This is a genomic window from Streptomyces sp. NRRL S-495 (genome assembly GCF_000966955.1).
Classification (GTDB): Bacteria; Actinomycetota; Actinomycetes; order Streptomycetales; family Streptomycetaceae; genus Kitasatospora; species Kitasatospora purpeofusca.
In genome coordinates, this window is sequence record NZ_JZWY01000263.1 from 1 (window position 1) to 17,369 (window position 17,369).

Here is a 17,369-nt window from a genome sequence, read left to right on the forward strand (position 1 = left end):
CCGCCGTCCGCGCCACCGCCGCCGGGGCGCCGGGCGCCGCGCCGGGTGGAGCGCCGGGTACCGCGCCGCTGGTCGTGGACGGCCGGGTCCGGCTGGAGGCCACGCTCACCGACCCGGCCGACAGCGACGCGGCCATCGCCACCGTCCACCGGCTGCGGGACGCGGTGCACGCCGTGCCCGACGCGCGGGCGCTGGTCGGCGGCTACACCGCCCAGCAGGAGGACACCCGGACCACGGCCGCCCACGACCGGCGTCTGATCACCCCGGTGGTGCTGCTCTGCGTGCTGGCCGTGCTGGTCCTGCTGCTGCGCTCGCTGGTGGCGCCGGTCCTGCTGGCCGCCACCGTCGCGCTCTCCTACCTCGCCACGCTCGGGGTCAGCGCGGTGGTGTTCCCGCACGTGTTCGGGTTCTCCGCGGTGGACCCCTCGGTGCCGCTGTACGGGTACGTGTTCCTGGTCGCGCTCGGGGTGGACTACAACATCTTCCTGATGACCAGGGTCCGGGAGGAGTCGCTGCGCCTCGGCACCCGCGAAGGGGTGCTGCGCGGGCTCACCGCCACCGGCGGGGTGATCACTTCGGCGGGTGTGGTGCTGGCCGCGACCTTCGCCGCGCTCGGGGTGATCCCGCTGGCCTTCCTCGCCCAGATCGCCTTCATCGTGGCGTTCGGGGTGCTGCTGGACACCCTGCTGGTCCGTTCGCTGCTGGTGCCCGCGCTGGTCCGGGACCTCGGCGACCGGGTCTGGTGGCCCGCCGGGACCGGCCGCGGTGCCCTGCGGGCGGGGTCGGCGTCGGCGTCTACGGCGTCGGTGTCGGTGTCGTCGGAAGCCGGGTCGGGCTCCGGGGGGTGATCCGCGGGGCAGCGGCGCGGCGCCGTTAGGCTGAACGGGTTGGATCGACGCCGTACGCGACCGGAGAACACGCCTTGTCCGAGCAGGGGGAGCAGCAGGAGCAGCAGGAGCACGACCAGGGGCAGGACCAAGGGCAGGAACCGCCCGGCGGACCGGCACTCGGACGGCTGCTCCAGGACCTCGCCTCCGAGATGCACCTGCTCGGCCACGGCTTCGCCGGCGCCAGCGGCCTGCACACCACGGACGTCCAGGCGCTGCTCGCGATCATGCGCGCGGCCCCGGAGTCCGACCGGTCCAGCAGCGGGGGGATCACGCCCGGGCGGCTGGGCGAGGAACTGGGCCTCTCCTCGGGCGCCGTCACCGCCGTGCTGGACCGGCTGGAGCGGGCCGGGCACATCCGCCGCAGCCGGGACACCGCCGACCGGCGCCTGGTCCTGGTGCACTATCTGCCGGGCGCCGGCCGGATGGCGGCGGAGTGGTTCGCGCCGGTGGCCCGGCGGACCGAGACGGTGCGTGCTGAGTTCACCCCGGCCGAGCTCGCCGCGGTGGCGCGCTTCCTCGGCCGGATCACCGGCGAGCTGGCCGACCTGCGCCGGGCCCGCTGACGGCCGGGCGGCCGGGAGGCCGCTCAGGTCGTACCGCCCCCGGCATCCCCGGCATCCCCCTCGGCACCGCGCGCGGCCTCCTCGGTGATCCGCCGGGCCATCCCGCCGAACACGACGGCGTGGAAGGGCGCCACCGACCACCAGTAGGCGTGTCCGGCCAGCCCGCGCGGGTGGAACAGCGCCCGCTGCCGGTACCGGGCGCCGCCCGCGCCGTCCGGGGCGACGGTCAGCTCCAGCCAGGCCGGCCCGGGCAGCCGCATCTCGGCGCGCAGCCGCAGCAGCCGTCCGGGTTCGAGTTCCTCCACCCGCCAGAAGTCGAGCGAGTCGCCGACCCGCAGCCGCGCCGGGTCCCGCCGCCCGCGCCGCAGGCCGACCCCGCCGAGCAGCCGGTCCACCCACCCGCGCACCGCCCAGCCGAGCGGGAAGGAGTACCAGCCGTTGTCGCCGCCGATCGCCTCCACCACCCGCCACAGCGCGGCCGGGTCGACGTCCACCCGGAGTTCCCTGACGTCCTGGTAGAGGCTGCCGCCGGCCCAGTCCGGGTCGGTGGGCAGCGGGTCGCTGGGAGTGCCGGGCAGCGAGGCGGAGGACCAGCGGGTGGCGACGTCCGCGTCCCTGATCCGCCGCAGCGCCAGCCGGACGGCCTCGTCGAAGCCGACGGCGCCGCCCGGCGGCTCGGGCAGGAGGCGGTCGAGGTCGTGCTCGGTGCGGACCACCTCGTACCGCAGCGACTCCACCAGCGGCCGGGCGATCGTCCCGGGCACCGGGGTGACCAGGCCGACCCAGAGGCTGGAGAGCCGGGGCGTGAGGACCGGTACGGCGAGGATCAGCCGGCGCGGCAGTCCGGCCACCGCCGCGTACCGCTCCATCATCCGGCGGTAGGTCAGCACCTCGGGGCCGCCGATGTCGAAGGCGCGGCTGAGGTCGGGCGGCAGCGTCGCGGCGCCGACCAGCAGCCGCAGCACGTCGCGGACGGCGATCGGCTGGATCCGGGTGTCCACCCAGCGCGGGGTCACCATCACCGGGAGCCGTTCGGTGAGGTGGCGCAGCATCTCGAAGGAGGCCGAGCCGGAGCCGATGATCACCGCGGCCCGCAGTTCGGCGGTCGGCACGCCGCTCGCCCGCAGTTCCCGGCCGACCTCGATCCGCGAGCGCAGGTGCGGCGAGAGCCGCCCGGCCGGGACCCCGGCGGGGGCGAGGCCGCCCAGGTAGACGATCCGGCGCACCCCGGCCAGCGCCGCCGCCCGCCCGAACGCCCCGGCGGCGTCCCGGTCGGTGGCCTCGAAGTCCGGGCCGGTGCCGAGCGAGTGCACCAGGTAGTAGGCGACGTCGATGTCCGTGAAGGCGTCGGTGAGGCTCTCGGGGCGGGTGACGTCCCCGGTGACCACCTCGACCCGGCTCCGCCAGGGGTGGTCCCGCAGCCGGTCCGGGGCGCGGACCAGGCACCGCACGGTGTGGCCGGCACCGCACGGTGTGGCCGGCGTCGAGCAGCACCGGCACCAGCCGACCGCCGATGTAGCCGGTGGCCCCGGTGACCAGGCAGCGCAGCGGTCCGCCGGGGGGCCGGTCGTCGGGACGGTCGTCGTGCTGGTCGTCGGAGCTGGAGGGTTCGGTCACGGTGGCTCCCGGGGGCGGCGGTGGGCGGTCCGGCCGGAAGGCGTACCCGCACCGCCGGTGCCGTGCGCACCCCCGATCGGCCGGTCCGGCCCGGCCGGCCCACCGGGACGGACGCGGGCGCGGGCGCCGGGCACCCGCGCAGTACGGTGCCCGGCCCGGTAAACGCGGTGTTCGGGGCCAGGGGCCGTTGGTCCCCGTGATTCAGCCCCTTGGCCCCTGGCGGATCGGCCGGTCGGGGGAGATGCTCCTGGTACAGCCGACCGGACGACAGAGGTCCGGCCGGACGGTGCTCGCGGACGAGGTGAACCGGCGTGCGGCATGCCACCGTCGAATCAGTGATGACCAGTCCCGTGGTCCGGGTGATGCCCGAGACCGGCTTCCGGGAGATCGTCGCGCTACTGGCCGAGTACGACATCACCGGCGTGCCGGTGGTGGACGACGACGGCCGGCCGCTCGGCATCGTCTCGGAGGCGGACCTGCTGCTCACCCTGGCGGCCCAGGAGGACCAGGGCAGTCTGATGCCACCGCCCGGCGCCGCCAGGCCCGGTCCGGACGGCACCGTCACCGCCGCCGACCTGATGAGCGGGCCGGTCGTCTGCATCACCCCGTCGACCAGCGTCGTCGCGGCGGCCCGGTTGATGGGCCGGCACGGTGTGAAACGGCTGCCGGTGCTGGACGAGGACGGCCGGGTCTTCGCCATGGTCAGCCGGGGGGACCTGCTCCGGGTCTTCCTCCGCGAGGACCGGGTGATCCGCCGGGAGATCGTCGAGGAGGTGCTCGGCCGGGTCGAGGGCGTGAGCCCGGCCCTGGTCGGCGTCGAGGTCGACCAGGGCCGGGTGGTGCTCAGCGGCACGGTGCCAGAGCCGCACCTCGTGCCGATCGTGCTGAACCTCTGCCGCTCGGTGGACGGCGTGGTGTCGGTGACCGACCGGCTGAGCGCCGACACCTTCGGCGGTCTGGGCCCGGAGGACGACTCCCCGGGCGGCGCGGACGGGGCCGGCGGCGGAGCGGGTGGGGGCGGAGCGGGTGGGGGCGCTGAGGGCCCCGGAGGCGGCACCGGAGGGCGCGGGGCCGACGGGCGGGGCGGGGGCGCGCGCAACGGCAGCGCGCGCGGGAGCGACGCGCCTGCGCCGGTCCGCTGACCCGGTACGCCCGCGCATGCGGTCCGTCGCCACTCCGTTCGATCGGGAATCGGCTGGATCCGGAGCGTCCGCTTCGAATATTGCGCTGCGTATCGGGCATATCACCCTGCGTGTGCGGCGGTAGTAGGCCGCCGCGCCGCCGGTGACCGGGGAGGCAGCCGTGGCCGTCGTGTTCGACGCGGACTTCACATCGACCAGCCAGTGGATCGCGGGGCGCAGCAGTGCCTATCCCCGGATGGGGCCGACCAACCGGGGGGACCACAAACTCGACTTCCTCAGCCGCGCGTACTGCCCCGGCGGAGTCTTCACCGCCGTCCGGCGCCACGGCGGCGACCTCTGGACGTGCAATCTGCTGACCACCGAGGGCAGCCCCGAGGGCTTCCAGGTCCGCACCGGCGACGTGCTGAGCGCGCGCATCACCCTGCCCCGCGAGCTCGGCGCCTGGCCGGCGATCTGGACCTGGCGGGACGGCGGCAACGAGATCGACGTCTTCGAGTACCACCCCGACCACCCTGACCTGCTGGAGATCTCCAACCACGTCCGGGGCGGCTACCGCTACTGGCACGGGGCCGAGGCCGGTATAGCCCCCGGCGTGACCTTCGACCTGCGGACGGTCTTCGGCGCCCACTCGGTCGACTGGTTCGTCGACGACACCCTGATCCACGCCGACCGGCGCGGTGTGGGCGCGGACTGGCACGCCTTCCTGATCGTCAACCTGTCCGTCGCGGACGGCACCTACCACGACCGGCCGCCGATCTTCGGGTCCGACCTGCTCAGCTGGACCTGCCACAGCCTGCGGATCGAGAGGGGCGGTCCGGAGGACGCGTGATCGGAGCCGGGGCGTGTCTCGCGGAGCCCGCCCGGCGTGATCCGAAGGGCACGCCCTACGGCGGGAACATCGCCGTCACCAGGCCGCGCGGTCCGGAGCGCTGGAACCAGACCGTGCGGCGGCGCGGCCCGATGTACGCGGGGTGGGTCACATAGAGGTCGTCGCGCGGCGCGGTCTCGTTGCCGGGCGCGAGGGCGGCGTCCACCGCGTCGGCGGCGATGGTGCGGAGCAGCGCGTGGGCCGTGGCCGCCGCGGCGTCGGGGGAGATGGCCAGTGCGGTGAGTTCGTACCAGAGCGCCGTCGAGACGTAGCCGATGGTGGAGTGGCCCAGTGCCGGGTGCGGGCGGTGGTCCGCGTAGCGGAGCAGCACCCCGGCCGCGACGAGGCGCTCGCGGTCGTCGGCCGGCGGGTGGTGGTTCATGGGGCGAACGCTACCCGGCCGGTGCGGGAGGGTCCGGCTCCAGCGGCTTTCCCGGTCCGGCGGCCACCCGGCGGCGTATGCTCCGTGGCCCTCCTGCGGTCTCCCGCCTCCCGCTCGGCCCCGTGCGGCGGCGGGGCGGGCCCTCCTCACGCCACTCCGACGGGCGGGGGCGCACGATGGTGGTGAGGCGCCGAGCGCCCCGGGGCGGGCCGTTGGTCATGGCGGCCATCCATGGACCGGGGTGGTCAGGAGGTCGTGATGAGGCACTGGAACGGCCATGGCTACGGTCATGACGTCGGACCCTGGGGCCTGGGCCTGTTCGCGCTGGGACTGCTGCTGGCCGTGGTGGCGCTGGTGGTCGTCGCGGTGCTTCTGGCCCGGAGGTCGCGGGTCGCCGGTCCACCGCCGCCCAAGGGCGTGTGGGGCGGGGCCCCGGGAGGCCCCGGCGGCCCGGGTGGTCCGGCGGGCGGAGTGCTGCCGGCCTGGCCGGCGGCCGAGCAGGTCCTGGCGGAGCGGTTCGCGCGCGGCGAGATCGACGCGGAGGAGTACCGGCACCGCCTGGACGTCCTGCGGGGTGCCGGTGGGCCGCCGGGGGCCGCGCCGTCGGCGCCACCCCCGTTCCCGCCGCCGGGTCCGCCCGGTCCGCCGGACGTGCCGGGTCCGCCGGATTCGCCCCCGCCGTCGTCACTCGGTGGATCGGGCTGACGCGACGGTGCCCCGCCGCGCGGTCGCGCGACGGGGCACCGTCGGTGGTCGGGGGCGGCCACGGCTCGGCCGGTGACTACTCGACGACGAGCTCGACCGGGATGTTGCCGCGGGTGGCGCGGGAGTACGGGCACACCTCGTGGGCCTTCTTCACCAGCAGCTGGCCGGTCTCGCCCGCGAGCGCCTCGGGCAGCTCGACCCGCAGCACCACGGAGAGGCCGAAGCCCTCGGCGTCCTTGCCGATGGACACCTCGGCGGTCACCGAGATCTCACCGGTGTCCACCTTGGCCTGCCGGCCGACCAGGCCCAGCGCACTGGCGAAACAGGCGGCGTAGCCGGCGGCGAACAGCTGCTCCGGGTTGGTGCCCTGACCGCTGCCGCCGAGGCCGGGCGGCATCGCCAGCGCGAGGTCCAGCTGACCGTCGGAGCTGACGGTGCGGCCCTCCCGGCCGTTGGCGGTGGCGACTGCGGTGTAGAGCGCGTCCATGGTCCGTTCCCTTCCGTCCTGCGTACGAAGTGGTGGTCCGGCGGCCCGCTCGGGCCGCCTTCCGAAGACAAGTAGAGCACACCATTCAATTGCACACAACTGAATAGGGCACATGTCGTCGCTACCATGGACCCATGACCGTGCTGCCCGACCTTCCCGACGATGCCGACCTGCTCCTCCTGGACCGACAGATCTGCTTCTCGCTGAACGCGGCTTCCCGCGCCTTCGGCGGTGTCTACCGGGTGTTGCTCAAGGACCTTGGCCTGACTTATCCGCAGTACCTGGTGATGCTCGTGCTCTGGGAACACGGCGAACTGCCGGTGAAACGGATCGGCGAACACCTCCGACTGGACTCGGGGACCCTCTCCCCGTTGCTCAAGCGGTTGGAGGCGGCCGGCCTGGTGCATCGGAAGCGCAGCCCTGAGGACGAGCGCTCGGTCACCGTCAGCCTCACCGGCGAGGGTTCCGCGATGCGCGAGCGCGCCGGACAGGTGCCCCGCCGACTGCTGGTCGCGACCGGGCTCCCGGTCGAACAGCTCGCCACCCTGAGGGTGCTGCTGGACCAGGTCACCGAGGCCCTCGACACCGCCGTTCCGGGCCTCGCCGCCGAGGGCTGACGCCCGCCGTGACCCCCGCTCCTTCGTTCCCCGGCCGGGCACCGCGCAGTGCGGCGCCCGGCCGGGGACGTGTGCCGGTCCGTCCGGTGCGGCTCGTCCGGTTCGGGTCGTCCGGTTCGGGTCGTCCGGCTCGGTTCTGGTCGGTGCGAAGTGCGCCCGGCCGGGTCAGCCGGCGGTGCGCTCGTTCAGGCAGAGGATGTTTCCTTCGCTGTCCTTGAACCAGGCCGCGCGCATGCCGTCGTCCTCGACGACGCCGTCGACCGTCTTCAGGCCGGGCATGTCGTACTCCTCGAACACGACGCCCTTGCCGCGCAGTCCGGCCATCTCCGCGTCCAGGTCGGAGACCTTGAAACTGGCCAGGGTGTGGGCGGCCTGGCCGCCGCTGGGTGTCTCGTAGATGCCGAACTCGCTGCCCCCGCACTCGAAGGTCAGATCGCCGTGCGGGCCGGCGTCCGTGAGCTTGAGGCCGAGGGTGTCGGTGTAGAAAGCCTTCGCCCGGGCCACGTCGGCGGCGGGAATGATCGCCACCAAGGGTGCGTCTCCAAGCATGCTGATCGCCTCCTCCTCCCTCCAGCGTAGGTACGTGGACCGGGCCCCGGCCAGGCCGGAGCCGGGTCGGGGCCCAGGTACCCCGCAGCGTGCCGGTGGCGTCACCGGGTGTGCGGGATCCGCTCCAGCACACCGCCCGCGAAGACGTCGTACAGCGGCAGCGTCTCCAGGTGCACATAGCCGATGTGGCAGTCGCAGACCGGTAGCGGGCAGGTCCGTGGGCCGAGCCGGGCCCGGTAGGAGCCGTCGTAGAGGTTGCCCAGCTCCTCGGGCACGAAGTGACAGCGGCGGACCGTGCCGTCGCCGTCCACGGAGACCACGGACTCGCCGGTGCGGCAGGCCCGGCCGGCGCTGGGGTGGGCGTTCCGGCTGTACCCGAAGTGCGGATCGAGGGCGGTCCAGTCGGCCGCCTCGGCGTCGGTGTAGGTACGGCCCTCGGCGGCGTTGATCCACAGGTACACCGCCGGGGACAGCTCGGCGCGCAGCCGCCGGGCCGCCGTGAGGTGCTCCGGCTGCCCCACCACGCCGACGCTGTACCGCACGCCGAGCGCGTCCAGCTCGCGGCACTTGGCGAGGAAGCGCTCGTGCTCGACCTGGCCGGGGTGGTAGGTGACCCAGAGCGCGAGGGTGTCGAGATCCGCCTCGGCCAGCCAACCGGTGCGGCAGCTGAGGTTGCTCTGGATCGCGACCCGCCGCACGTGCGGCAGCCGGCTCAACTCGACCATGGCCCGCCGGTACCAGGACCGCACCAGACCCTCGCCCCAGGGGGTGAACAGCACCGAGAGGGTGTCCCCGGACCCGGCGCGCCCGGCCACCCAGCCGGTGAACCGCTCCAACGCGGCCCGGTCGGAGCGGAGTTGCTCGGGCGTGTCGCGCCGCTTGGCGAACGGGCAGTACGGGCAGTCGTAGTCGCAGGAGGCCAGCGGGCCCCGGTAGAGCAGACGGAGGTCGAGCGGCCCGGGCGTCGGGGACGGGGCGGGCCTCGGGGTCGGTACGGGCCCGGGCGCGGGCATGCCGAGGAAGGTCATTTCGCCTCGTACTCCGCCATCAGCGCGCGGACCTCGGGCGAGAACAGCATCGGGCCGACCGCGTCCGAGTGCGCCAGGCCCTCGGGCGAGAGCCTGAGCCGCTCGGCGCGATCCGCCGGACCGGTGGCCGCGCCGCCTGCACCGCCCGCGCCGCCCGTGCCATGGGCGTCCTCGGCCAGCCAGCCGCGGGCGGCGAAGGCGGCGAACTCGGCCGGGAAGTCCTCGGCCGGGGTGCTGCCGAAGCGGTTCCGGTAGTCGGCGAGCGCCAGCCCCTCCGCCTGGAGCAGCGACTGCACGAGGTGCCGGCGCCGGGCCTCCGGCGGAGTCATCGCCCGGCCGACCACCGCGCGGTCGAACCCCGGGGTCGCCACGTAGTCGTCGATGATGCGGCGCACCTCCGTCGCGTCCACCGCGTAGTCGAAGGAGTAGTGCAGACGGGAGGTGTAGGAGCGGGCGCCGCAGCCGAGGCCCACCATGCCGTCCGTCTGGCAGGCGTACTCGCTCACCCCGGCCTGCGGCGCGGCCGCCCGGCGGAACATCCGCATCGACACCTGCTCGTAGCCGTGGGCGAGCAGGTGGTCGCGGCCGGCCCGGTAGAGCGCGAGCCGCCGGGTGTCCCACTGGGCGGGGCTCTCCACCTCCCCGCGCCGGGCCAGCCCGGTCAACGGCCGGACGTACAGCGGGTACAGGTACAGCTCCTCGGGCCGCCAGGCGAGTGCGGCGTCCAGCGAGCGGAGCCAACTCGCCTCCGTCTGGCCGTCGATGCCGTAGATGAGGTCGATGTTGAGGACCGGGAACCCGGCGTCCCGGATCCGGCCCAGCGCGGCCTCGACCTCGGCGCGCTTCTGCGGCCGGACGGCCGAGCGCGCCTCGGCGTCGACGAAGGACTGCACCCCCAGGCTCAGCCGGGTGCTGCCGCGCTCGGCCAGTACGGCGAGGCGGTCGGCGGTGGCCGTGGCGGGGGAGGCCTCGACCGAGAGCGGGATCGCCCGCAGGTCGGCACCCATCCGGTGCTCGGCGATGTCGCAGAGCCGCTCCAGCTCGGCGGCGCTCAGATAGGTCGGGGTGCCGCCGCCGAACGCGGCCAGCGCGAACCCGGCCCCCTCGTCCAGCGCCGCCCGGACGGCACCCGCCTGCCGGTCGAGCGCGTCCAGATAGGCGGTGGTCAGCCCCTCCGGGCCGCCGATCCGGGTGAACAGGTTGCAGAAGCCGCAGCGCACCTCGCAGAACGGGATGTGCAGGTAGAGCGAGAGCGCGTGCTGGGACTCGCCCGCCCACAGCTCGCGCAGTGGCGGACGGTCCGGCAGCTCGCGGTACGCCGTCTTGTGCGGGTAGGCGTACACGTACGACTGGTACGGGGAGGAGCCCGCGGACCCGTCAGGGAGGACGGCCGGCGCGGCGGGGGCGGTGGTCATACGGTCTCCTCGGCGGTCGGGGCGGGTACGGCGGACGAGGTGGGCCCAGCCGGTGTGGCCGACGAGGCCGACGAGGCCGGCACGGCCGGTGCGGTCGTCGCGGGCAGCGTGAAGTGGGCGTACGGCACCGTCCAGACCACCTCGTGGCCGATCCGGTGGCCGGTGTAGCCGTCCTCCCCGTAGGCCGTGCCGTGGTCCGAGCAGACGATCGCGAAGCACGGCCGCCGTGCGCTCATCGCCGCGAACAGTCGGCCGATGTGGGCGTCCACGTACTCCAGCGCGGCGGCGTGGCTCTCCCTGCTGTCGCCGTGCTCGCGGGTCGCGCCGGGCAGGTGGAACCAGTTCGGCTGGTGCAGTGCCGGGACATTGACGAACAGGAACAGCGGCTGCCCGTCGGGCTGCTCGGCCGCCACCCGCTCGGCCCGGTCGACCTGTGCCTCGAAGGACGTCGGCGAGGGGACGCCCATCTCGGGCGCCCAGTGGCTCTCCTGGAACAGCCCCGGCAGCACCGAGCCCAGCGGGCCCTGCTTGTTGAAGAAGCCGACGCCGCCGATGCAGACCGTCCGGTAGCCGGCGGCGGCGAGCGCACCCGGCAGGTCGGGGGCGTCGAACACCCAGGTGCGCGGCGCGGTGCTCTCCGACCCGGCGAACCGGGCGGCGAACAGCCGCGGGTGCGGCCCGCCGGGCGAGGCCGGGGTCGGCAGGAAGCCGGCCAGGATCGCCTGGTGGGCGGCGTAGGTGAAGCTGCCGGGGGAGTGCCGCCGCTCCCAGCGCCCGCCGGGCAGGTGGGCGGCCAGGTGCGGGATCCGCCCGGCGGCGGCCAGTTCCTCGGCGACGTCGAAGCGCAGGGTGTCCAGGGTGACCAGCAACAGGTCGTGGCTGCCGACCACGGCGTTCATGTCGGGTTCGGCGTTCAGGTCCGGCTCGGCGGGAGCCGGGGAGCTGCCCGGGCCCGTGGTCGCGTCCGTGGTCGGGTCGGTGGCGGCGGTGCGGTGGCTCATCAGGGCTGTTCCGTAGGTGGGTGGTTGGGGTGGTTCAGGTGTGTCGAGTGCGTCGCCGGGCCCGGCGCACCGGGCGGTGCGGCCGCCGCCGGCGGGACGGCGCCGAGCGCGGCGAGCTGGGCGGCGTAGGTGTCGAGGCCCTCGGCCGGCCCGCCCGCCAGGCCGGTGAGCCGGGGCAGCAAGTCCCCGAAGGCGTTGACCTCGCCGACCACCGTGCGCCGCCACGCGGCGGTCGGCAGGACGTCGACGCCGACCATCAGCGAGCCCGGGAAGCAGGCGGCCGCTCGCTCCGCCGTCTCCAGGAGGTCCGGCCAGGCCGGTCCGGCGGCCTCCCGGGCCAGTTCCAGGCTGCCCCGGGTACCGCCGAGGTGGAGGTTGGTCATCGGCCGGTCGCTGGTACGGACCACCGCATGGGTCGCCCGCCCGGCGACCACCACGACCCGCAGGTCGGCCGAGCGGCCCGACTGGGAGGCCTTCGGCACCCACTGCTCGACGTGCAGGCCGTCCGGGGCGAGCCGGTCGACCAGCTCCGCCACCTGCCGTTCCTCCTGGTAGCGGCGGACCCGCAGCGAATTGTGCATCCGGCCGTCGGCGAGTTCCACCGAGGTGGTGGCCCGCAGCTGGCCGCGCGGCCCGAACTCCAGCGCCACCACGCCCGAGGCGGAGGAGCCGTGGGACGGTTTGACGAAGACCCGGCGCAGCCCGGCGGCGTCCAACCGTGCCCTGAGGTCCTCCCAGCCGGTGACGGCGCCCCCCTCCAGGGCGCGCGGCACCGGGACCCCGGCCGCCGACAGCAGGGCGTGCGTCCGCCGCTTGTCGAACATCACGGCGATCTCCTCCGGATCACCGAGCAGCCCGACCCCCGGCGTCGCGGCCAGCGTGCGCAGCGCGGCCGTCACCCCGGCGTACCAGGCCGCGCCGCCCTCGACCCGGGTCGCCGCGTACTCCGCGCCGAGCACCGGGCCGCGCAGCAGCGCGTCCACCGCTTCGTCCTCGCCCGGGGACTCGATCCGCAGCACGGTGCCCGGCGACAGCCGGTGGGTGCCGCGCAGCAGATCGATCCAGGGCAGGACGGCGGGTTCGGGCAGCCCGGCGGCCCGGGCGGCGGCCGCGAACAGGGCCACCCGGCGGTGGCCGGGATTGCCGAGCACGGTCAGCCGCCCGTCCGGCGGCAGCCGGTGGACCGCCCGGTCCGGAGCCGGGCCGATGGCCTGCGGGGTCGTCAGCATCGGCCCGCGCCTACTCGGAGACCTCGACGTAGCGCCACTCGTCCTCGTCCTCCTCCTCGGCGTCGGAGAGGTCGACGTCCACGCCCGGCAGGGCCTCCCTGACCCGCTCCTGCATGGCCTCGGTGAGGTAGTGGTGGTGCAGGTCGAGGCTCTTGAGGTGGGTGAGCGGCTGGCCGTCCAGCAGCGCGGCCGCGCCCTCGTCGCTCAGCACGCCCATGGACAGGCTCAGCGTGCTCAGCTGCGCCACCACGGGGGCGTGCGCGACGGCGGCGGCGATCTCGTCCTGGAACTCGCTGTTCTGCAGGCCGAGGTGGCGCAGCGCCGGCAGCCGGGTGCCGGTCAGCAGCGGCGCGACGTCGTCGATCGTCGCGTCGCCGCCGTACTCGTCGACGCCGAACCACAGCTCCAGGCTCTCCAGGGCGGGAAGTTCACTCGCGGCGACGCCCCGGACCACCTCGGCCGGCAGCCCGCGCACCACGAGGTCGGTCAGCCCGGGGAACGCCGTCAGGGCCGGGGTGACGTCGGACATCTCCAGCCAGGAGATCTCGCAGTCCTCGTACGAGACGTCGCCGATGACCAGGCCCTCCAGGGCGGGGAACCGGTCGGCGTCGGCGACGATCCTGGTGAGCGCCTCGGACACCGGGGTGTAGTCCTGGGTCCACCAGGGGCCGAGGAGCAGCCCGCGGACGGTGGCCGGGTCGACCGCCTCCAGGAAGGCGGACCAGAGGACGTCGAAACCGCCCTCCGCGCCGTACGCCACGGCGAGCCGCCAGGCGACGGTGCCCGGCTCCGGGAGATCGATCCGGTCACCCCGGTTGCCCCGGTGGGGCTTGTCGACCGAGAAGTCGACGACCGGCAGGTGGAGGAAGCGGTCGACGGTGCTGGTGATGATCACGGGTGCCCCCTGGGCGGCGATTGCGGCGACTTCGGCGAGTGCGGTAACGGTCGGACGGGGTGGCCGGGGCGGCCGCTGGAGGACGCGCCCCGGGCGGGCGGACTACTCGGCCACCGCCACGTACTGCCACCGGTCGCCGAGCTTGCCGGCCTCGGAGAGGTCGAGCTCGACCCCCGCCAGGGCCTCGCGCAGCCGCTGCTGCATGCCCTGGCTGAGGTAGTGGTGGTGCAGGTCGAGGCGCTTGAGGTGGGTCAGCGGCTGGCCGTCCAGCAGCGCCGTCGCGCCCTCGTCGGTGAACACGCCCATCGACAGGTTCAGCGACTCCAGCCGGGCCACCACGGGGGCGTGTGCGACGGCGGCGGCGATCTCGTCCTGGAACTCGCTGTTCTGCAGGCCGAGGTGGCGCAGCGCGGGGAACCGGCCGCCGTCCAGGAACGGATCCAGATCGGCCGGGCGGGTCGTGCCGCCGTACGCCTGCACGCCGAGCCAGAACTCCAGCCGCTCCAGTGCGGGCAGCTCGCTCGCCGCGACCGCCCGCGGCACCTCCCCAGGGAGGCCGCCCGACTCGAAGCGCAGCGCCCGCAGGTGCTCGTGCCGCAGCGGCTGGAGCGCCATGCCCGTACCCTGCGCGTACTCGCCGGAGGCACCGCGCACCACCAGCTCGGTGAGCAGCGGGAAGGTCGTCAGCACCGGTGTCACGTCGACCATCTCGATCCAGGAGATCTCGTTCTCCTCGTACGTGATGTCGCCGATGAACAGCCCGCGCAGCGCGGGCAGCCGATCGGCCGCCCCCAGCAGGGCGGCCAGCGGTCCGGCGAAGCTCACCGGGCCGTCGCACGACCACTCGCCGACCACCACGGCCGTGACCGAGCTGGTGTCCACCCGGTCGAGGAACTGCCCCCAACGGGTGGGCCAGTCCTGCTCGGAGTCGAACTCGATGCCGATCTTCCAGGCGACCGCGCCCGGTTCCGGCAGCTCGCCGCCCGCGTCGACGGCCGTGACGAAGTCGAAGACCGGCAGGCCGTGGAAGTCCTCGATGTGATTGTTGACCGTCATGCGCTGCTCCTGGGGCGTCGGTGCGGGCCGAACAACTGTCTACCAGCCCGGACCGACAATCCCCCGGCCGGGTCGCCTCCGGATCGCTCCCCGGGCCGTCCTGGGGGAAGCGGCGGGCCGTGGGCGACCGGTGGGTGGTGTGCGGTCGACTGACACGGCATCTCTCCAGAAGCCTCACAGGGAGGCATGGCACCCCCGCGGTCGCGCTGCCTAGGCTCCGCATGTGCACGACGACGTGCGCGGCCGGCGGCGAAGGACGGCGACCGGTGTGAGTCTGCTGTCCGGCAGCACGGGAAAGATCCTATGAACTACTGCGCTCCCTGCCGCCGTCATCTGAACGGCGCTCTGGCCTGCCCCGGTTGCGGGGCGCCCGCGACCGGCCCGGACCGACCCGCGCCGCCCGGCTCCCAGGCCGGGGCGGCCGCGCATCCGCTGCCGGAACCGGCGGGACCGGCCGCGCCCGGTGGCGGCCCGGGCCCCGGTGGTCCGGGCTCCCGGCGGACGGCGGGGCGTACGCGACGGATCCGGCGGACGCGGCGGCGGCCGGGGCGGATCGTGGTGTCCGTGCTCGGTGCGGCGGTGCTGGGGCTCGGGGCGGCGACGCTGGTGGCGAACGGCTCCGAAGGCGTGCCGGCCGAGGCGGCGGCGCCGGTCCCGGCCACCACCGGGGCACCGGGAAGCGGTTCGGCCCCGGGGCCGACGGTGTCCACCGCTCCGGCGGCGACGGCCCCGGCCCCGGTCCCGTCGACCACCCGGCCTCCCGCGAGCAGGACGGCGTCCGCGCCCGCCTCCGGGTCGCCCTCGGGGTCCGGCCCCGCCGCTCCGTCGCCCTCGGCGGGCAAGGACGGTGGGGCCACGGCGTCGGCCACCGGAGGCTCGCCGGGCCAGGGAGTGCCCGCTCCGGCGGCGCCCGTCCCGGCGGTTCCGAGCACCGCCCCGCCGACGGCACCGCCCTCGGCGCCGGGCCCGCCCCCGTCGGCCGGGGGCACGCCCTCGGGTACCGGTACGGGTACCGCCACCGCGACTGCTACCGGCACGCCGTCCGGCACGCCCACCCCGCGGCCGACGCCCACCTGCACACCGTTCCTCTTCTGGTGCACCTGAGGGCGCCGACGCCCGGCCGCGCCAGCCGCGTGGGGTACGCCGGGTGCACCGGGTGCGCCGGGCGGGGCGGGCCGAACGGGGCTGACGCGGCCGGACGGTGGCAGCGGCTCAGGAGGCGTACAGCTCCCGGATCTCGTTGATCCTGCCCTCGCCGTCCAGCGCGATCTCGTAGTTCAGACCGGAACTGCACACGCCCGCGTCGGGGGTGCGGTCCAGGCACGCCCCGATGTGGTTCCACAGCTCGCCGACCACCACGGTCCTGTACTGGCCGGACGCGGGCTGGAGCTGGGCCTTGACCTCCGGGGCGAAGATCAGGTTCTTCTGGGGCCCGGTCGGCTCCCACTTCCCGTCGTTGACCGTGCAGGTGTAGCCGGTTTCCTGGTAGGTCACGGTGTCCTGGCGCGGCTGCTTTACCGGGTGGATCACCCGGCGGTTGCCGTTGGGCTTCGGCGTGGCGCATGCACCCCCCGGTGCGCCGGCGGACGGCTGGGCGGCCGCGGACCCGGTCGGTGAGGGCTGGGCGGCCGCGGACTTGGCGGCGGACGGCTGGGCCGCGGACGAACCGGCGGCCGCGGACGGACCGGTGGGCGCGGCCCCGGTCCCGGAACCGTCGTCGGGGCCGCAGGCGGCGAGGGCCAGGACGGCGGTGGCCGCGGCGACGGCGGCCAGGGCGGTACGACGAGACGACATGGTGACAGATCCCCCTGCTGGTACATGTGCTGGTGGTGCATGTGCTGGTCGGCCCCGCAGGCCGACGGTCGCACAGACTAGCGACCGTCACGGACCATCAGTCCCGGCAGCCCCGGTGTTCCACCGAGGTCACTCGGGTACCGGGGCCGTTGTCGGACCCCTGCCCTATGGTCCGTGGTGTGGGAATCCGATGCGTCGTCGATTCGGCGAGGGAGAGCTGATGTTTCGTCAGGGTGACGTGCTGCTGGTGCCGGTGGAGAAGGAGGCCGTCCCGTCCCGGGTGGCCTCGCTGGCTGGGCAGCCCAGGGACGCGCGGGGGCGGCTGGTGCTGGCGCTGGGCGAGGTGACCGGGCACGCGCACGCCGTGGTCGGGCCGGGGGAGCTGCGGCGCGAGGCGGGTCCGTTCGGGGTGGCGTGGCTGCACCTGCCGGAGGGCGGCCGGGTGGTGCACGAGGAGCACGCGGCGATACCGCTGCCCAAGGGCTGGTTCCGGGTGGTCCGTCAGCGCGAGTACGCGCCGGGCGCGGTGCGGATCGTCGCCGACTGACGGCGGCCGCGCGCGGGTGCGCGCCGGGCGGCGCACGAGGTGGGGAAGCACGACGAGGCGGGGCGGGCGTACGGCGTCCGCACTACGGCCGGGCGGGGTGCCCGGTCGGGAACGGAGAGGGTGATGGGGATGGGGATCGGACAGGCGACAGCGGCCGTGGCGGCGGCCGATGCGGCGGCGTCGGCCGAGGTGACGGCTGTGGTGACAGCCGAGATGACCGCCGAGGTGACGGCTCGTTGGCGGGCGACCGCCGCTGCCACCGGCCCGGCCGACCGGGCCGGCGTCGAGCGGGCGGTGCGGGCCGCGTACCGGGCCGCCGGCCTGGCCGAACCGGCCGACATCAGGTGGTTCGGCTCGCCGCTGGCGGCGGCGGAGGCGGCCCTGGAGCTGCGCGTGGCCGGGGCCTCGACCGTCCGGGAGGCGGTCAGGACCTTGCCGTGGGACGCGGTCCGCCGACAGGCGGTCGAGCGGACCGGCGCGGTCGGCTGGCCACCGCTCTGGGCGCTGACCGGCGGCGAGCTCGGTCCGGTGACCAACGCGCTCGCCGACCGGATCCGCGGCGCCCTGCTCGACCGGCTCGCCCC

General features: G+C 75.1%; 18 protein-coding genes and 2 pseudogenes. 8 read left to right on the plus strand and 12 right to left on the minus strand.

Annotated features, from left to right (window positions below):
- The coding region (locus VR45_RS15160; RefSeq protein WP_045940278.1) for an MMPL family transporter at positions 1–848 on the plus strand (848 nt) is incomplete at its 5' end.
- Between the two features lie 74 nt (positions 849–922).
- Entirely contained in the window at positions 923–1,453 is a 531-nt protein-coding gene (locus VR45_RS15165; protein ID WP_045940279.1) for a MarR family transcriptional regulator, read from the plus strand.
- 23 nt (positions 1,454–1,476) lie between these two features.
- On the opposite strand, the pseudogene VR45_RS15170 reads toward VR45_RS15165, so the two are convergent.
- Positions 1,477–3,001 (minus strand): annotated as a pseudogene (locus VR45_RS15170) (SDR family oxidoreductase).
- A 407-nt stretch (positions 3,002–3,408) separates the two neighbouring features.
- Here VR45_RS15170 and VR45_RS15175 point away from each other — a divergent pair.
- Positions 3,409–4,212 (plus strand): CBS domain-containing protein, encoded by an 804-nt coding sequence (locus VR45_RS15175; protein WP_063772481.1) that lies wholly within the window; start codon positions 3,409–3,411, stop codon positions 4,210–4,212.
- A 160-nt stretch (positions 4,213–4,372) separates the two neighbouring features.
- A complete protein-coding gene (locus VR45_RS15180) occupies positions 4,373–5,041 on the plus strand; it encodes a family 16 glycosylhydrolase (protein WP_052709096.1) in 669 nt (222 codons plus the stop codon).
- Positions 5,042–5,096: 55 nt separating this feature from the next.
- Here VR45_RS15180 and VR45_RS15185 read toward each other — a convergent pair whose 3' ends face one another.
- Positions 5,097–5,462: a hypothetical protein gene (locus tag VR45_RS15185; RefSeq protein ID WP_045940281.1), complete on the minus strand. Its 366-nt coding sequence runs from the start codon at positions 5,460–5,462 to the stop codon at positions 5,097–5,099.
- 258 nt (positions 5,463–5,720) lie between these two features.
- On the opposite strand from VR45_RS15185, the gene VR45_RS15190 reads away from it, so the two are divergent.
- Positions 5,721–6,167 (plus strand): SHOCT domain-containing protein, encoded by a 447-nt coding sequence (locus VR45_RS15190; RefSeq protein ID WP_052709097.1) that lies wholly within the window; start codon positions 5,721–5,723, stop codon positions 6,165–6,167.
- Between the two features lie 76 nt (positions 6,168–6,243).
- Here VR45_RS15190 and VR45_RS15195 read toward each other — a convergent pair whose 3' ends face one another.
- On the minus strand, positions 6,244–6,654 hold the full coding sequence (locus VR45_RS15195) for an organic hydroperoxide resistance protein (RefSeq protein WP_045940282.1): 411 nt from the start codon (positions 6,652–6,654) through the stop codon (positions 6,244–6,246).
- A gap of 134 nt (positions 6,655–6,788) precedes the next feature.
- Between VR45_RS15195 and VR45_RS15200 the strand changes: the two genes are divergently transcribed.
- Positions 6,789–7,271, plus strand: a complete 483-nt coding sequence (locus tag VR45_RS15200) for a MarR family transcriptional regulator (protein ID WP_043475867.1) — start codon at positions 6,789–6,791, stop codon at positions 7,269–7,271.
- 165 nt (positions 7,272–7,436) lie between these two features.
- Here VR45_RS15200 and VR45_RS15205 read toward each other — a convergent pair whose 3' ends face one another.
- The 9 genes from VR45_RS15205 to VR45_RS42340 all read right to left on the minus strand — a co-directional run bounded on the left by VR45_RS15205 (position 7,437) and on the right by VR45_RS42340 (position 16,238).
- The gene (locus VR45_RS15205; protein ID WP_030393122.1) at positions 7,437–7,820 is read right to left on the minus strand and encodes a VOC family protein; all 384 of its coding nucleotides are present in this window, start codon (positions 7,818–7,820) and stop codon (positions 7,437–7,439) included.
- A gap of 101 nt (positions 7,821–7,921) precedes the next feature.
- The gene (locus VR45_RS15210) at positions 7,922–8,833 is read right to left on the minus strand and encodes an STM4011 family radical SAM protein (protein WP_052709099.1); all 912 of its coding nucleotides are present in this window, start codon (positions 8,831–8,833) and stop codon (positions 7,922–7,924) included.
- Positions 8,834–8,844: 11 nt separating this feature from the next.
- Positions 8,845–10,263: an STM4012 family radical SAM protein gene (locus tag VR45_RS15215; protein WP_045940283.1), complete on the minus strand. Its 1,419-nt coding sequence runs from the start codon at positions 10,261–10,263 to the stop codon at positions 8,845–8,847.
- Complete coding sequence (locus VR45_RS15220; protein WP_199925950.1) at positions 10,260–11,162, minus strand: STM4013/SEN3800 family hydrolase; 903 nt, start codon at positions 11,160–11,162, stop codon at positions 10,260–10,262. Before VR45_RS15220 ends, VR45_RS15215 begins: the two co-directional genes overlap by 4 nt.
- 101 nt (positions 11,163–11,263) lie before the next feature.
- Positions 11,264–12,493 (minus strand): STM4014 family protein, encoded by a 1,230-nt coding sequence (locus VR45_RS15225; protein WP_045940284.1) that lies wholly within the window; start codon positions 12,491–12,493, stop codon positions 11,264–11,266.
- A gap of 10 nt (positions 12,494–12,503) precedes the next feature.
- Positions 12,504–13,295 (minus strand): leucine-rich repeat domain-containing protein, encoded by a 792-nt coding sequence (locus tag VR45_RS15230; RefSeq protein WP_234325980.1) that lies wholly within the window; start codon positions 13,293–13,295, stop codon positions 12,504–12,506.
- A gap of 195 nt (positions 13,296–13,490) precedes the next feature.
- Positions 13,491–14,444, minus strand: a complete 954-nt coding sequence (locus VR45_RS15235) for an STM4015 family protein (protein ID WP_045940285.1) — start codon at positions 14,442–14,444, stop codon at positions 13,491–13,493.
- A gap of 329 nt (positions 14,445–14,773) precedes the next feature.
- On the minus strand, positions 14,774–15,517 hold the full coding sequence (locus VR45_RS46920) for a hypothetical protein (RefSeq protein WP_159394220.1): 744 nt from the start codon (positions 15,515–15,517) through the stop codon (positions 14,774–14,776).
- A gap of 139 nt (positions 15,518–15,656) precedes the next feature.
- On the minus strand, positions 15,657–16,238 hold the full coding sequence (locus VR45_RS42340; RefSeq protein ID WP_052709098.1) for a hypothetical protein: 582 nt from the start codon (positions 16,236–16,238) through the stop codon (positions 15,657–15,659).
- A gap of 220 nt (positions 16,239–16,458) precedes the next feature.
- Between VR45_RS42340 and VR45_RS15250 the strand changes: the two genes are divergently transcribed.
- Together VR45_RS15250 and VR45_RS15255 are read left to right on the plus strand one after the other, a co-directional pair.
- Entirely contained in the window at positions 16,459–16,785 is a 327-nt protein-coding gene (locus VR45_RS15250) for a hypothetical protein (RefSeq protein WP_045940287.1), read from the plus strand.
- A gap of 129 nt (positions 16,786–16,914) precedes the next feature.
- Positions 16,915–17,369 (plus strand): annotated as a pseudogene (locus VR45_RS15255) (hypothetical protein); the annotation flags it as partial.

What these genes read in the sequence shown, in the direction of transcription:
- VR45_RS15175 (WP_063772481.1), top strand. Translation starts at nt 3,409, where the DNA reads ATGACCAGTCCCGTGGTCCGGGTGATGCCCGAGACCGGCTTCCGGGAG.
- VR45_RS15185 (WP_045940281.1), bottom strand. Translation starts at nt 5,462, where the DNA reads ATGAACCACCACCCGCCGGCCGACGACCGCGAGCGCCTCGTCGCGGCC.
- VR45_RS15190 (WP_052709097.1), top strand. Translation starts at nt 5,721, where the DNA reads ATGAGGCACTGGAACGGCCATGGCTACGGTCATGACGTCGGACCCTGG.
- VR45_RS15195 (WP_045940282.1), bottom strand. Translation starts at nt 6,654, where the DNA reads ATGGACGCGCTCTACACCGCAGTCGCCACCGCCAACGGCCGGGAGGGC.
- VR45_RS15200 (WP_043475867.1), top strand. Translation starts at nt 6,789, where the DNA reads ATGACCGTGCTGCCCGACCTTCCCGACGATGCCGACCTGCTCCTCCTG.
- VR45_RS15205 (WP_030393122.1), bottom strand. Translation starts at nt 7,820, where the DNA reads ATGCTTGGAGACGCACCCTTGGTGGCGATCATTCCCGCCGCCGACGTG.
- VR45_RS15210 (WP_052709099.1), bottom strand. Translation starts at nt 8,833, where the DNA reads ATGCCCGCGCCCGGGCCCGTACCGACCCCGAGGCCCGCCCCGTCCCCG.
- VR45_RS15215 (WP_045940283.1), bottom strand. Translation starts at nt 10,263, where the DNA reads ATGACCACCGCCCCCGCCGCGCCGGCCGTCCTCCCTGACGGGTCCGCG.
- VR45_RS15220 (WP_199925950.1), bottom strand. Translation starts at nt 11,162, where the DNA reads ATGAACGCCGTGGTCGGCAGCCACGACCTGTTGCTGGTCACCCTGGAC.
- VR45_RS15225 (WP_045940284.1), bottom strand. Translation starts at nt 12,493, where the DNA reads ATGCTGACGACCCCGCAGGCCATCGGCCCGGCTCCGGACCGGGCGGTC.
- VR45_RS15235 (WP_045940285.1), bottom strand. Translation starts at nt 14,444, where the DNA reads ATGACGGTCAACAATCACATCGAGGACTTCCACGGCCTGCCGGTCTTC.
- VR45_RS42340 (WP_052709098.1), bottom strand. Translation starts at nt 16,238, where the DNA reads ATGTCGTCTCGTCGTACCGCCCTGGCCGCCGTCGCCGCGGCCACCGCC.
- VR45_RS15250 (WP_045940287.1), top strand. Translation starts at nt 16,459, where the DNA reads ATGTTTCGTCAGGGTGACGTGCTGCTGGTGCCGGTGGAGAAGGAGGCC.